The following is a 14,802-nucleotide window of genomic DNA, read 5'->3' on the forward strand; positions in this document are numbered from 1 at the left end:
AAGGAAGCTGCCATGCTCCGCTCTACCCTTCGCTTCACCGGCCTGTGTGCCGGCCTGTTGATCTGCGCCAACGCCATGGCCTTGTCCCTGGGCGATCTGTCCCAGAAAGACGCCACGGGTGGCCTCAAGGATGCACTGACCCAAGGCGCCCAGATTGCCGTCAAGCAACTGGGCAAGCCGGGCGGTTTCAGCAACAACCCGGACGTGAAGATCGAGTTGCCAGGCAAGCTCGGCAAAGTCGCCGGCAAGATGAAAGCCTTCGGCATGGGTGACCAGGTGGATCAATTGGAAACCAGCATGAACCAGGCGGCCGAAGCCGCCGTAGTGCAGGCCCAGCCGATCCTGGTCGATGCCGTGAAGAACATGAGCGTGAGCGATGCCAAGGGCATCTTGAGCGGTGGCAACGATTCGGCCACGCAATACCTGAACAAGAGCAGCCGCGAGCAGATTCGCGCCAAGTTCCTGCCTATCGTCAAGCAAGCCACCGACAAGGTCGGCCTGGCCCAGAAGTACAACGCCTTTGCCGGCCAGGCTGCGACGCTAGGTGTAGTGGACGCCAAGAGCGCCAACGTGGAGAACTACGTGACCGAGCAGGCGCTGGACGGCTTGTTCAAGATGATCGGCGAGCAGGAAGCCACCATTCGCAAGAACCCGGCGGCTGCGGCGACCAGTTTGGCGAAGAAAGTGTTCGGTACGCTCTAAACCCCAACCCAAAACAACTGTGGGAGCGAGCTTGCTCGCGATAGCGGTGTAACAGCCAACGAAGATGTTGAGGCTGATATTGCTATCGCGAGCAAGCTCGCTCCCACATTGGGTTCATGGAGGCCACAGGCCGAGGTCAGGTCTTCTTGACCCTGAACCACGCCGCATACAGCGCCGGCAGGAACAGCAGCGTCAACGCTGTCGCCACAATCAGCCCCCCCATGATCGCCACCGCCATCGGGCCGAAGAACAGGCTGCGCGACAGCGGAATCATCGCCAGCACCGCCGCCAGCGCGGTGAGCACGATCGGGCGGAATCGTCGCACCGTCGCTTCGATGATCGCCTGCCATGGCGCAAGCCCGGCCTTGATGTCCTGTTCGATCTGGTCCACCAGGATCACCGAGTTGCGCATGATCATGCCAGACAGCGCGATGGTGCCGAGCATGGCGACGAAACCGAACGGCTGGCGGAACACCAACAGAAACAGCGTGACACCAATCAACCCCAGCGGCGCGGTGAGGAACACCATGGCCGTGCGGGAAAAGCTGCGCAGTTGCAGCATCAACAACGTCAGCACCACCACGATGAACAGCGGCACACCGGCGTTCACTGATTTCTGGCCACGGGCCGAGTCCTCCACGGTGCCACCCACTTCCAGCAAATAGCCGTCCGGCAGTTCCGCTTGAATCGCGTCCAGGGTCGGGAAGATCTGCTGCACCAGGGTCGCCGGCTGTTCCTTGCCGTAGATATCGGCCCGAACGGTCACGCTCGGCAGACGGTTGCGATGCCAGATCACGCCCTCTTCGAAGCCATACTCCAGTGTCGCGATCTGCGACAGCGCAACGCTCGCGCCGTTGTCGGTGGGCACCGCCAGGCTTGGCAGCCGCGAAAGCTCGGTGCGCTCATGCACGGTGCCGCGCAGCAGGATCTCGATCAGCTCGTTGTCTTCCCGGTATTGGCTGACACTGGATCCGGTCAGAGAACTTTGCAGGAAGCTCGACAGATTGGCGGTGGTCACCCCCAAGGCCCGGGCGCGGTCCTGGTCGATATTCAGATACACCACCTTGCTCGGCTCTTCCCAGTCCAGATGCACATTGGCAACGTAGGGGTTTTCCCGGACCTTCGTCGCCACTTTCCGCGCCAGGGCCCGGACTACCTCGATGTGCTCGCCCGTCACGCGGAACTGCACCGGGTAGCCCACCGGCGGACCGTTTTCCAAGCGTGTCACCCGCGAGCGCAACGTCGGGAACTGCTCGTTCAGGGTGGTGATCAGCCAACTGCGCAACGGCTCGCGGTCTTCGATGGTCTTGGCCAGCACCACGAATTGGGCGAAGCTTGGCGCCGGCAGTTGCTGGTCCAGCGGCAGATAGAAACGCGGTGATCCGGTGCCGACGTAGGCAACATAATTGTCGATGCCGGCGTGATCCTTGAGCAGCGCTTCCAGGCGCTTGACCTGTTCTGCGGTATTGACCAAGGAAGCGCCTTCGGCGAGTTTCAGGTCGACCATCAGTTCCAGTCGCCCCGACGCCGGGAAAAACTGCTGCGGGACAAAACGGAACAGCACCACCGAGCCCAGGAACAACAGCACAGTCAATGCGATGACCGTCTTGCGCCGGCGCACGCACCACTCCACCAGGCGCCGCACACGTTGGTAGAACGGCGTGCCGTAGGGATCTGGCTGGCCGTCGACCGTGCCATGCTTGGCCGCATGAATCTTCGCCAGGTCCGGGAGGAATTTTTCCCCCAGGTACGGCACGAACACCACCGCGGCGACCCAGGACGCCAGCAACGCAAGGGTGACCACCTGGAAAATCGAACGGGTGTATTCGCCGGTGCCCGATTGCGCGGTGGCGATCGGCAGGAAGCCCGCCGCCGTGATCAAGGTACCGGTGAGCATCGGGAATGCGGTGCTGGTCCAGGCGAAGCTGGCCGCCTTGATCCGGTCGAAGCCCTGCTCCATCTTGATCGCCATCATCTCCACCGCAATGATCGCGTCGTCCACCAGCAGCCCCAGGGCCAATACCAGCGCACCGAGGGAAATCTTGTGCAGGCCGATCCCCAGGTAATACATGGCGGCGAAGGTCATCGCCAACACCAGAGGAATCGCCAGCGCCACCACCATCCCGGTGCGCAGCCCCAGGGAGAAGAAGCTCACCAGCAACACGATGGTCAGCGCTTCCACCAGCACCTGGACAAACTCACCGACGCCGGTCTTCACCGCCGCCGGTTGGTCCGAGACCTTGCGCAACTGCATGCCGGCCGGCAGGGTGTTCTGGATCCGCGCAAAGTCCACCTCGAGGGCCTTGCCCAGCACGAGGATGTCACCGCCCTCCTTCATCGCCACGGCGAGGCCGATGGCATCTTCCCCCATGAAGCGCATGCGCGGCGCGGGTGGGTCATTGAAGCCGCGACGAACCTCCGCCACGTCGCCGATCCGGAAGGTGCGATCAGCCACGCGGATCGGAAAGTTACGGATCTCTTCCACGGTCTGGAAATTCCCGGAAACCCGCAGCTGCAATCGCTCGCTACCGGTCTCGAAGAATCCGGCGGTGGACACCGCGTTCTGCGCTTCCAAGGCTTGCTGAACCGCCGCCAACGGCAGGCCGAGGGTCGCCAGTTTCACGTTGGACAGTTCGACCCAGATTTTCTCGTCCTGCAGGCCGACCAGCTCGACCTTGCCCACGTCCTTGACCCGCTGGAGCTGGATCTGGATTCGGTCGGCGTAATCCTTGAGCACGGCGTAGTCGAAGCCTTCGCCAGTGAGTGCATAGATATTGCCAAACGTGGTGCCGAACTCATCGTTGAAGAACGGCCCCTGGATACCCGGCGGCAAGGTATGCCGGATGTCGCCGATCTTCTTGCGGATCTGGTACCACAGCTCGGGAATCTGCTTGGAGTGCAGGGAGTCGCGCGCCATGAACGTCACTTGGGATTCCCCCGGGCGGGAGAACGAGACGATCTTTTCGTAATCGCCGGTCTCCATCAGCTTCTTTTCGATACGCTCGGTGACCTGGCGCGACACTTCCTCAGCCGTGGCGCCGGGCCAGATCGTGCGGATGACCATGGCCTTGAAGGTGAACGGCGGGTCTTCGCTCTGGCCGAGCTTGGTGTAGGAAAGTGCTCCGACGATTGCCAGCAACAACATCAGGAACAGTACGATCTGGCGGTTGCGCAACGCCCATTCGGAAAGATTGAAACCCATCGGGGATTACTCCTTGGCCGCCAGGTTGACCACGCGGTTGGAGCGATCCACCGGCCGCACCTGCTGGCCATCGAGGAGCACATGCACGCCTGCGGCCACCACCCAGTCATTCGCACCCAGGCCTTCAAGTACCGGCACGGTTTTTTCGCCAAAGGCACCGACACGGACCGGGACTTTCTTGAGGGTGTTGTTGGCGTTGACCACCCAGACGTAGGTCGCACCGTTTTCGGCGGTGAGGGCCGACAGCGGCACTGACAGCGGGACCTTTTCGGCATTCTGGATAAACACCCGGGCGCTCTGGCCCAGTTCCGCCGGGACGCTGCCGGCGGTGAACGCGACGCGAGCGGCGAAGGTGCGGGATTTCGGGTCGGCGGCGGGCGAGAGTTCGCGGATGTGTCCACTGAAGCGCTGGTCGGGTTGGCTCCACAGCTCCACCGAAACCGGCTGGCCGATCTTGAAGCGGCCGAAGCTCTGCTCAGGCAAGCTGATCAGCACCTCACGCTCACCGTCGGTGGCCAGCGTGAAGACCGTCTGCCCGGCCGACACCACCTGACCGACCTCCACCGAACGCCGGGCCACGACGCCATCCTGGGGCGCGCGCAATACGGAATAGCTCGCCTGGTTGCTGGCGACATCGAACTCAGCCTTGATCTGCTTGAGCCGCGCGGCCCCGGAACGATAGAGATTCTCGGCGTTGTCGTATTGGGAGCGGCTGACCATCTGCCGTTCCATCAAGGTCTTGTAGCGGTCGCGCTCGGCGCGCACCAGGCTCAAGTTGGCCTCGGCGGCGGCGACCTGGGCCCGGCTCGCTTCCAGTTGCAGGCGTACATCTTCAGGATCGAGTTCAGCCAAGGGTTGATTGGCCTTGACCCGCTGCCCCTCTTCGACCAACCGTCGGCTCACTTTGCCGCCAATGCGAAACGCCAGGTCCGGTTCGAACCGCGCCCGCACTTCGCCAGGATAACTGTCCATCGCCAAGGCCGAAGGCTCTGGCTTGACCACCATGGCGGGGCGGACGACAGCGGCGACCGGCTCATCGTGGCCACACGCAGACAATAAAAAAGCCAGGCTGACTGGCAGGGCGAGGGGCAGGACATAGCGGAACATGGTGGATGACCTTTCGCTAATGGTGCTTGGAATAATTATACTGGCGAGTATGTTATTAATAGCAAACTCACCAGTCCAGTATTAAAAGCGAATAATGTCGAACAATCCTCTCCCTCCCAGCGGCCCCGGTCGCCCAAAGGATCTGGCCAAGCGCCAAGCCATTCTCGACGCCGCGAAACGTCTGTTCCTGAGCCTGGGTTACGCCAGTACCAGCATGGATGCCGTGGCGACCGAGGCCGGCGTGTCGAAGCTGACGGTCTACAGTCACTTCAACGACAAGGAAACCCTGTTTGCCGCCGCGGTGATTGCCAAATGCGAGGAGCAAGTTCCGACGCTTTTTTTCGAATGGCCTGATGGCGTTCCCATTGAGCACGTGTTGCTGAACATCGCCCGTGGTTTCAATCAACTGATCAACAGCGACGAATCGGTCAACCTGCATCGGTTGATGATTGCCTTGGGCAGCCAGGATCCGAAACTTTCGACGATTTTCTACGAGGCCGGCCCGCAACGCATGCTTTCAGGCATGGAGCGGTTACTGAGCAAGGTCAACCAGAGCGGCGCCTTGAGCATCGACAAACCGAGAAATGCCGCCGAACATTTCTTCTGCCTGATCAAGGGCGCGGCGAATTTCCGGTTGCTGTACGGCTGCGATGGGCCGCAGGACGCCGAGGCGGCCGAGGCTCATGTGCAGGAAGTGGTGGGGTTGTTTGTGCGCGCTTATCGGCCCTAGCTCGACCGGCAGCCTTGCGCTGGCCGTCAGGGCCTCATCGTCGGAACGCCGCCCGGAACAAGCTCGCTCCCACATTGGATCTGTGGTGCTCATCAAACCCTGTGGGAGCGAGCTCGCTCGCGATGCAGGCGCCTCGGTCTCAAGGCTTGAGCGCTTTCTTCGGGTAGATGTCGTACCGACTGGACTTGCCCTCAAGCCCATGGCTCGGCTTCGGCCCTTCGATGCAAGGCGCCTTGCGCGGGCGCTTGACCACCACTCGGTGGGTCGCCAGCGCCAGTGCCGCGGCCAACAGCGCCGGGGCGTCATTGTCATCACCCACCAATGGCCGGAACAGGCGCATCTCTTTCTTCACCAGGGCGGTTTTCTCCCGATGAGGGAACATCGGGTCCAGGTAGATTACCTGGGGCGGCTCGCCTTCCCAGGTGCGCATCACCTCGATGGAATTGCCCTTGAGCAAACGCATGCGCGCCACGATCGGCGCCACGTCGAAATCCTCCGCGCCCCGGGCCAGGCCATCTTCCAGCAAGGCGCCGATCAGCGGCTGGCGCTCGATCAGGCTCATTTCGCAGCCCAGGCTCGCCAGCACGAACGCGTCCTTGCCCAGCCCAGCCGTGGCGTCGAGTACCCGAGGACGCACACCTTGGGCGACACCGACGGCCTTGGCGATCATCTGGCCGCTGCCGCCGCCGTACAACCGACGATGGGCCGCGCCACCCTCGACGAAGTCCACCCGCACCGGTCCCGGCGCGTCCGGACCCAGTTGCTGCAATTGCAAACCCTGCTCGCCAACCTGCAAGGCAAACTCGCCATCGTCCACTTGCAACGGCAGGCCAAGCCGCTCGGCCCATTGCTCGGCTTGCGCCTGGAAGGCCGGGGCCAGGGCCTCGATGCGGATGCGGCAGGCCGCGGGTTGCTCAATCATGAAAACACGCTCAAAAAATTAAGGATCGGCAAAAACGGCCGATAACAACGGTGAACGGCATTTTGCCAGAGCTGAGCGTCGACCGAGAAAAATGTCAGACATTCAATCCACATCGATAGGCGTTATCTCCCCTTACGGCGATTACAGCCTGCGTAACACCCAAGCGCTGAGCGGCGTCAGTCACCTGTGGCAGGATTTTTTCGCCCGGGCCCTGGCCGATCAGTTGGGTGAAAACGCACCGGCGCCAGGCAGCTACCAGCCCGTCGCCCTCGATGAAGCGGTTGAACCGACCCTCGGCGCCGAACTGCTGGAACACATCGTCAGCCAACGCACCTGCGACGTGACTGAGACCCAGGTCAAGCCACCCGAGCCGCTGTTCCTGCCGATCGCCGAGTTCGAACTTGACTTGCTGGACAAGCCGTTCCCACCCTTCCCGCCGGAAGAAATCGTCGCCCAGCAAAAGCAGCAGACCTTCGAAAGCAATTGGGTCCGCCCGATCGTTCTCACCGCCGGCCAACCCCTGCCAGAACCGGGCCCGGCACCACAACCGCGTCCGTTGCACCTGCCGATTGCCGAGTTCGAACTCGAGCTGCTGGACAAACCCTTCCCGCCGTTCCCGGAAGAGGAATTGGTGGCACAACAGAAACAACTCGATTTCGACACTCGCTGGGCACGGCCGATCGTGCTGCAGAACCTGCGCATCGCCGCCTGATTCTTACCGACAGATCCACCACGGCCCGACATCCAGATGAAAATGGTTGCGGTGCGCCGCGTTGTAGTCTGGACTCAACACCACACTGAACATGTCGCACGCGCCGTCGCGCACCTGCCGCAGGAACTGCGCATCGGTGTTGTCCTTCGGCCAGTCCTTGAGCACGCTGACCGCGCGCCCATCGGCCAGGCGAAACCCGGCGATGTCGAGCGCGCTGGCGGTGGCATGCTGGCTGCGCGCGCCGCTTTCACGACCGTACATATTGCGACAGGCAAAGCTGCCCAAGTGATCGACCCGCGTGACCTTCTGCCCATAGACCGCCGTTGCCGCCGGCTGCAGCGCATGGCGCTCGAACAACGCGAAGGCCACGGCCAGCGGGCAGCTGGCCAGGAAGCTGCTGCTCAATGCCACCTCGCCGCCCTGCACCCGCAACACATTGGTCAACGGACACGTCGTGTTGGCGCCGCTGTCCGCCTGGCGAGCGGTGCGAAGCCCTGATGTCGCAAGCGCCTGGTCGCACAGTTGCGGGTCGTTGCGCAGGGCCATCAGCTTGTAGCGGGTCAGCAGGTTCGGCGGGACGTTGACGTCCAACGGCGCCCAGGGATTCCATTGCGGCGGCACCGACAGCCAGCCGCGCCAAACCCCAAATACCGCAGCGCCAGCAACCAGCGCCAATACCATCAACACTTTGAAAAACCGCACGACAACGCCTCGGGCATCAACCCTTGAATAATTGATTGGCCTGACTGTACGGCATCGAGCGACGGGTGAAGGTGAACGTCCCCTGCTGCTGGATCTCCTCGGCAGCGCGGAAGAACTCGCCGTAGGCCGCCAGTGCCAGGGCCGATCCGACGCTGATGCGCTTGACGCCCAGTTCGCTCAACTGTGCCACGGTGAGGTCCAGCGCGCCGGACATCAGCACATTCACCGGCTTGGGCGCCACGGCCCGGACCACCGCGAGGACTTGTTCGGCGCTGCTCAACCCCGGCGCGTAGAGCACGTCGGCACCTGCGTCGGCGAACGCCTTCAAGCGTCGAATGGTGTCGTCCAGGTCGGGTTTGCCGTGCAGGAAATTCTCCGCCCGGGCGGTCAGCAGAAAAGGAAAAGGCAGGCTCCGCACAGCCTCGGCGGCGGCTTTGACTCGCGCCACGGCATGATCGAAACAATAAATAGGACTGTCGACGCGCCCGGTGGCATCTTCGATCGAGCCGCCTACCGCGCCGGCTTCTGCCGCACGCAGCAGGCTCTGGGCACAGGCTTCGGGCGCATCGGCGAAACCGTTCTCCAGGTCGACGGCCACTGGCAAATCCGTGGCCGCCACGATCGCTCGCACGTTGGCCAGTGTGTCATCCAAGGCCAGCCCACCATCGGGTCTCGCCAGGGAAAAAGCGTAGCCGGCACTGGTGGTGGCCAAGGCTTCGAAGCCAAGGGTGGCGAGCATCTTGGCCGAACCGGCATCCCACGGATTGGGAATGACAAACGCCCCTTCACGCTCGTGCAAGGCCTTGAACGCCTGGGCTCGCCGGGTTTGTGCATCCATGAAAGTCGCTCCTGAACTAGGGAAGAGATCGCCTCAGAGCAAACCCAGTTGCTCGGCGGCGGGTTCTCTATATAGCTCAGGCAGGGCCGGCAAGCCAGGCAAACGGCTCATCAAGCGGCTGTGAAAATGCATCGCGAGTTTTGCCGCCAGGAGGTTGTCGGCGGTGTGCAGGAACATGTACGGCGTGCGCCCTTCTTCGATCCACTCAGCGATTTTCTCCACCCAAGGCGTCAGGAACGGCTCGTTGGCCTCCACCACGGGATGGCCGACGAAGCGCACCTGTGGGCATTGGGTGAACGCTGCTGGCCGCGTAGGCACCCGTGGCTTTTTATATTGGGCATGGATCACTGAGGGATCGGTCGAGGCACAGCTGAACAAACCCCGTGGATCGAGGCAGATACGTTCCACGCCGCGATCGAGCAACAGGCGATTGAGCTGGCGCTCGGCATCGCCCTTGGCGAAGAACTCATCATGACGGACCTCGACGGCCAATGGTCGTGGAAACGCGTCGATGAAGGCAGCCAACTCCTGCAACCGATTGGGCGTGAACGCCTTGGACAGTTGCAGCCAGAACGGCGAAACCCGATCGCCCAACGGGCTGAGCAATTGAACGAAGGTTTCGGTGGCTGTCAGATGTTCGCGCAAGTCACCGCCGTGACTGATGTCGCCCGGAATCTTGGCCGTGAAACGAAAATGTTCGGGCATGATTTCCGCCCAGCGCTGGACGGTGGCCGCAGACGGGCTCGCATAGAAGGTCGTGTTGCCTTCCACGGCGTTGAAAACCTGGCTATAGAGATTCAGGAACTCGGAGCTCTTGGCGTTCTGGGGATAAAGATAATCGCGCCAGGCGTTTTCACTCCAGGACGGGCAGCCGAGGTAATAAGGCAACCGCATCAGATGTAGAGGTCGAGCCCCAGCACTTCCATATCCCAGTCGACAAAACCGGCAGTGCTCAAATAACTGGCAAGGGCCGTGGCGACACTGCGGCTCATGGCGCGGTGGTACAGCATGTCTTGCTGGCGGGCGGGGAGATTGCTCAGGCGTTGCGCGGAGGCTTTGGCGGCACGGGCGGCCAGTTGCTCTTCGGACGGAAGTTCCAGGTCGCCATCGATGTCATCGAAGGTTTCGGGCTCAGCGGTTTTACCCGCACGAGGCCGACGCTTGATGGGATAGGACTGTGATGAAACGCCGTCTATACGCATGACAAAATGCTCGGTATCAATGATGGCAATTTAGCGGCACATTCGCAGCCGCGCAAATGCGCAAGTGATAACTAGAACACATAAAGTCAAAAAGGTTTAAAAACGGGGTGAAAAAGTGACGACTGGCAAGGTTGGGTGTGACTTTTGGATCGGGCAATGACTTTTTGGCTGGAAGTCCAGGGGCTGAAGAATGCCTCGTGGCGAGGGGATTTATCCCCGCTGGGCGCGCAGCGCCCCCGACATTGTTTTGTCAGCCACACACTTGACGAGTGCTGCGCACTCGGGCGGGGATAAATCCCCTCGCCACAACTGCGCTCGCCTTTGGATGGGGTAATGCTTGTTTAGCGCTCGGACTTGGGCGTGGCGACCCTGTCCCGCAGGTAAACCGGCTGCGCCTCATCGGCCGCAATGGCCTCGCCGCGCTCCCAAGCGAAGCGTGCCAGCGCCAGCAGGTCTTCGGCATGGGGCAGCATCGACGCGTCCTGGCCGCCAACGCTGGCGCCGATCCGCTCGCCATAGCCCCACCCGGTACCGGCGCCGAACCAATCGCCACTCGCCTCTTCCGGCAATGCCGCCGACTCGGGTGGCAATACTGCTTCACGGCCCACCAGGCGCATCTCGCCATCGGTTTCGCGATAACAGCCCCAGTACACCTCGTCCATGCGTGCATCAATGGCAGCCGCCACCTGGCGCGCGCCGTGTTCGCGCAAGGCACGCTGGGCCAGCACCGCCAGGTTCGACACCGGCAATACCGGACGTTCCAGGGCAAAGGCCAGGCCCTGCACGACGCCAATGGCGATCCGCACGCCGGTGAACGCCCCGGGCCCACGGCCAAAGGCAATTGCGTCAACCGCTTGCAAGGTCGTCCCGGCGTCGCTCAACAACTGCTGGATCATTGGCAACAACTTCTGCGCGTGCAGGCGCGGGATCACCTCGTAATGGCTCGTGACCTTGCCGTCGTGCAGCAAGGCAACGGAGCAAGCTTCGGTCGCGGTGTCCAGGGCCAGCAAGGTGCTCATCGATGTGTCCGTAAATCAGGTGGGGAAAAAGTGCGCCAGTATAAACAACTACGGCCCGCAAGCGGGCCGTCGTCGATGCAACTGATCAGACTTTTCAGCTCAGCGCTTCAAGCACCTTGCCGGTGATCGCATCGACCGAGCCAACGCCCGGGATGTGGCTGTACTTCGGCTTGCCCTGGGCAGCGGACAGCTTCTGGTAGAAGTCCACCAGCGGCTTGGTCTGGGAATGGTAGACCGACAGGCGATGACGCACGGTTTCTTCAGTGTCGTCCTTGCGTTGCACCAGCTCGTCGCCAGTCACGTCGTCCTTGCCGGCGACCTTTGGCGGGTTGTAGACGGTGTGATAGACACGACCGGACGCTTCGTGAACGCGACGGCCGGCAATGCGCTGGACGATTTCTTCGTCATCTACCGCGATTTCGACCACGTGATCGAGCTCCACTCCGGCAGTCACCAGGGCTTCAGCCTGGGGAATGGTGCGCGGGAAACCGTCGAACAGGAAGCCATTGGCGCAGTCCGGTTGAGCGATGCGATCCTTGACCAGGGCGATGATCAGGTCATCCGACACCAGGCCGCCGGCATCCATGATGCTCTTGGCTTGAACACCCAATGGGGTGCCAGCCTTGACCGCGGCACGCAGCATGTCGCCGGTGGAGATTTGCGGGATACCGAATTTCTCGGTGATGAACTTTGCCTGAGTACCTTTACCGGCCCCGGGAGCTCCCAGCAGAATGACGCGCATCGATGTGCTCCTCAATTTTTTTATGTAAAACGCTCGGATTCGCCTCGTGGGGCCAATCTTCGAAAAACAGGATCGTGACCGCCCAAACGGTCAAAGGCTGCTCAAGATACACAGCAGGCCCGAGCCACACAAGCCGCCGAAAGTCGGAGGAACCCGCGCCCGACGCGACCTTTGTATGAGGTGGCGAGAGTCGCAACCGGGCAACAAACTGTCGCCTGGTCGACCTGCCCTTCCCCGCAAACGGCTACGCCCGGACGAACCGGGCGAGCTGTTTCACGCAACGCCCCGACGTCAACCGGTGTTGCGCAAACCGGCGGCGATCCCTGCCACAGACACCAGCAACGCCTGTTCCACGGGGCTGCCCTGGGCAACGTCCTGCTGCCGCGAACGCGCCAACAGTTCGGCCTGCAACAGGTGGAGCGGGTCGAGGTAGGTGTTGCGCAGGCGAATGAATTCCAGCGTGTCTGGGCTATGTGCCAGTAGCTGCGACTGGCCGGTCAACCCCAGGACCACCGCGCAGGCCTGCGACAATAGGTCGCGTAAATGCACGCCCAACGGCAGCAGTGCCGGCTCCACCAGACGCTCATCGTAGGACTGGGCAATGTCGGCGTCGGCCTTGGCCAGCACCATCTCCAGCATGTCGATGCGGGTACGGAAGAACGGCCACTGCACGCGCATCTGCCCGAGCAACTCACCCTCACCCCGCTCCAACGCCTTGCCCAGGGCGGTTTCCCAACCGAGCCAGGCGGGCAGCATCAGGCGCGTCTGGGTCCAGCCGAAGATCCACGGAATCGCCCGCAGGCTTTCGATACCTCCGGCGCGGCGCTTGGCCGGGCGACTGCCCAGGGGCAGCCGGCCCAACTCCTGTTCCGGCGTGGACTGGCGGAAGTACTCGACGAATTGCGGATTTTCCCGCACCACGGCGCGGTAGGCACGGACGCCGTCGGCGGCCAGTTCGTCCATCAAATGACGCCACTCTGGCGTGGGCGGCGGCGGTGGCAACAAGGTCGCTTCCAGCACCGCAGCGAGATAAAGGTTGAGGTTCTGTTCGGCGATGTCCGGCAGGCCAAATTTGAAACGAATCATTTCGCCCTGTTCAGTGGTACGGAACCGACCGGCCACCGAACCCGGCGGCTGCGACAGGATCGCCGCGTGCGCCGGGCCACCGCCACGGCCCACCGTGCCCCCGCGACCATGGAACAGCAGCAGTTCGACTTGCTGCTCGCGACAGATATCCACCAAGCGCTCCTGCGCCCGATATTGTGCCCAGGCCGCCGCCGTGGTCCCGGCGTCCTTGGCCGAATCGGAATAGCCGATCATCACTTCCTGAGGCCCTTGCAGGCGTGCACGGTAGCCGGGCAGCGACAAAAGACGCTCCATCACCGGACCGGCGTTATCCAGGTCGGCAAGGGTTTCGAACAGCGGCACTACCCGCATCGGCCGCAGCACGCCGGCTTCCTTGAGCAGCAGCTGCACCGCCAGCACGTCGGAAGCCGCGCCGGCCATGGAGATCACGTAGGAGCCCAAGGACGCCGCCGGTGCCGCCGCGACTTCCCGGCAGGTCGCCAGGACTTCTGCGGTATCGGCCGACGGCTTGAAATGTGGCGGCAACAACGGGCGACGGTTATTCAGCTCCTCCAGCAGGAAACCGATGCGCTGCTCTTCATTCCAGTCTTCATAACGCCCAAGCCCGAGGTAATCGGTGATCTCGGTCATGGCCGTCGTATGGCGAGTCGAATCCTGGCGCACATCGAGGCGCACCAGGAACAGCCCGAACGTCACTGCGCGGCGCAGGCAATCAAGCAGCGGCCCATCGGCGATCACGCCCATGCCGCATTCGTGCAGGGACTGGTAGCACAGCTCCAACGGATCGAGCAGCTCGCGGTTGTTCTGCAACACCTCGGCGCTGGCGGGCGTCGAGGCCTTCAACGAGGCCTGGGCCCAGTTGCGCGTGGCCCGCAGGCGCTCACGCAATTGCTTGAGCACCGCACGATAGGGTTCGGCGCTGTCGCCGGCCTGGGCGCGCAAAGCCGCGCTGGCGTTCTGCATGGACAGGTCGGCCGCCAGGTGATCGACATCGCGCAGATAAAGGTCCGCCGCCATCCAACGCGCCAGCAACAGCACTTCACGGGTGACCGCGGCGGTGACGTTCGGGTTGCCGTCGCGGTCGCCGCCCATCCACGAGGCAAAGCGGATCGGCGCGGCTTCCAGGGGCAAGCGCAGCCCGGTGGCGGCGTGAAGGGCCTGGTCGGCCTTGCGCAGGTAATTGGGGATGGCGTGCCACAGCGAATGCTCGATCACCGCGAAACCCCACTTGGCCTCGTCCACGGGCGTGGGCCGGGTCCGGCGAATTTCTTCGGTGTGCCAGGCTTCGGCGATCAACCGTTGCAAGCGCTGGTGGATTTGCGCGCGCTCGGCGCTGGTGAGGTCGCGGTGATCCTGGGCGGCCAATTGCGCAGCAATGGCGTCGTATTTCTGGATCAGCGTACGCCGGGCGACTTCGGTGGGGTGGGCGGTGAGAACCAGTTCGATGTCCAGCCGGCCCAATTGCCTGGCCAGCGATTCAGCGCTGTGGCCTTCGGCACGCAGGCGCGCCAGCAGTTCGGGCAGCACTCGCGCTTCGAACGGTGCAGGCTTGGATTCTTCGCGCCGATGAATCAATTGGTATTGCTCGGCGATGTTGGCCAAGTTGAGGAACTGGTTGAACGCCCGCGCCACCGGCAGCAGTTCATCCTCGCTCAACTGGTTGAGGCTGGCGCTCAACTCGGCGTCCATGGAACCACGGCGATCAGCCTTGGCGCCCTTGCGGATCTGCTCGATCTTGTCGAGAAAGGTGTCCCCGTACTGGTCGCGAATGGTGTTGCCCAGCAGCTCGCCGAGCAGGTGGACGTCCTCGCGCAAGCGGGCATCGATATCGGTCATCA

General features: G+C 62.7%; 13 protein-coding genes. 3 read left to right on the top strand and 10 right to left on the bottom strand.

Going from position 1 to position 14,802, the window contains the following annotated elements; translation table 11 throughout:
* Window positions 1-12: 12 nt before the first annotated feature.
* Window positions 13-702 carry a DUF4197 domain-containing protein gene (locus Q7C33_RS16285; protein WP_030139509.1) on the top strand — a complete coding sequence of 230 codons (690 nt, stop codon included), beginning with the start codon at window positions 13-15 and terminating at the stop codon, window positions 700-702.
* 136 nt (window positions 703-838) lie between these two features.
* Here the strand turns inward: Q7C33_RS16285 and Q7C33_RS16290 are convergent, their stop codons facing one another.
* Together Q7C33_RS16290 and Q7C33_RS16295 are read right to left on the bottom strand one after the other, a co-directional pair.
* Window positions 839-3,904 (bottom strand): efflux RND transporter permease subunit, encoded by a 3,066-nt coding sequence (locus Q7C33_RS16290; RefSeq protein ID WP_407683782.1) that lies wholly within the window; start codon window positions 3,902-3,904, stop codon window positions 839-841.
* A 6-nt stretch (window positions 3,905-3,910) separates the two neighbouring features.
* Complete coding sequence (locus Q7C33_RS16295; RefSeq protein ID WP_407683783.1) at window positions 3,911-5,011, bottom strand: efflux RND transporter periplasmic adaptor subunit; 1,101 nt, start codon at window positions 5,009-5,011, stop codon at window positions 3,911-3,913.
* 94 nt (window positions 5,012-5,105) lie between these two features.
* Between Q7C33_RS16295 and Q7C33_RS16300 the strand changes: the two genes are divergently transcribed.
* Entirely contained in the window at window positions 5,106-5,741 is a 636-nt protein-coding gene (locus Q7C33_RS16300) for a TetR/AcrR family transcriptional regulator (RefSeq protein WP_030139512.1), read from the top strand.
* A gap of 139 nt (window positions 5,742-5,880) precedes the next feature.
* Here the strand turns inward: Q7C33_RS16300 and Q7C33_RS16305 are convergent, their stop codons facing one another.
* Window positions 5,881-6,663, bottom strand: a complete 783-nt coding sequence (locus tag Q7C33_RS16305; protein ID WP_206768479.1) for a class I SAM-dependent methyltransferase — start codon at window positions 6,661-6,663, stop codon at window positions 5,881-5,883.
* Window positions 6,664-6,754: 91 nt separating this feature from the next.
* Between Q7C33_RS16305 and Q7C33_RS16310 the strand changes: the two genes are divergently transcribed.
* Window positions 6,755-7,375 (top strand): hypothetical protein, encoded by a 621-nt coding sequence (locus tag Q7C33_RS16310; RefSeq protein ID WP_030139514.1) that lies wholly within the window; start codon window positions 6,755-6,757, stop codon window positions 7,373-7,375.
* 3 nt (window positions 7,376-7,378) lie between these two features.
* Here the strand turns inward: Q7C33_RS16310 and Q7C33_RS16315 are convergent, their stop codons facing one another.
* The 7 genes from Q7C33_RS16315 to ppc all read right to left on the bottom strand — a co-directional run bounded on the left by Q7C33_RS16315 (window position 7,379) and on the right by ppc (window position 14,800).
* Window positions 7,379-8,077 carry an extensin-like domain-containing protein gene (locus Q7C33_RS16315; RefSeq protein WP_030139515.1) on the bottom strand — a complete coding sequence of 233 codons (699 nt, stop codon included), beginning with the start codon at window positions 8,075-8,077 and terminating at the stop codon, window positions 7,379-7,381.
* Between the two features lie 16 nt (window positions 8,078-8,093).
* On the bottom strand, window positions 8,094-8,915 hold the full coding sequence (locus tag Q7C33_RS16320) for an isocitrate lyase/PEP mutase family protein (RefSeq protein WP_217860253.1): 822 nt from the start codon (window positions 8,913-8,915) through the stop codon (window positions 8,094-8,096).
* A gap of 33 nt (window positions 8,916-8,948) precedes the next feature.
* Window positions 8,949-9,809, bottom strand: coding sequence for a DUF72 domain-containing protein (locus Q7C33_RS16325; protein WP_407683784.1), 861 nt, complete (start codon window positions 9,807-9,809; stop codon window positions 8,949-8,951).
* A complete protein-coding gene (locus Q7C33_RS16330; RefSeq protein WP_407683785.1) occupies window positions 9,809-10,117 on the bottom strand; it encodes a hypothetical protein in 309 nt (102 codons plus the stop codon). Before Q7C33_RS16330 ends, Q7C33_RS16325 begins: the two co-directional genes overlap by 1 nt.
* Window positions 10,118-10,458: 341 nt before the next feature.
* A complete protein-coding gene (gene tsaB / locus Q7C33_RS16335) occupies window positions 10,459-11,136 on the bottom strand; it encodes a tRNA (adenosine(37)-N6)-threonylcarbamoyltransferase complex dimerization subunit type 1 TsaB (RefSeq protein ID WP_198796330.1) in 678 nt (225 codons plus the stop codon).
* A 94-nt stretch (window positions 11,137-11,230) separates the two neighbouring features.
* A complete protein-coding gene (adk, locus tag Q7C33_RS16340) occupies window positions 11,231-11,878 on the bottom strand; it encodes an adenylate kinase (protein ID WP_030139520.1) in 648 nt (215 codons plus the stop codon).
* 291 nt (window positions 11,879-12,169) lie between these two features.
* A complete protein-coding gene (gene ppc, locus Q7C33_RS16345; RefSeq protein ID WP_407683786.1) occupies window positions 12,170-14,800 on the bottom strand; it encodes a phosphoenolpyruvate carboxylase in 2,631 nt (876 codons plus the stop codon).
* Window positions 14,801-14,802 lie beyond the last annotated feature (2 nt).

It is taken from the genome of Pseudomonas sp. BP11-1-1 (assembly GCF_052112105.1).
Taxonomy (GTDB): domain Bacteria; phylum Pseudomonadota; class Gammaproteobacteria; order Pseudomonadales; family Pseudomonadaceae; genus Aquipseudomonas; species Aquipseudomonas alvandae.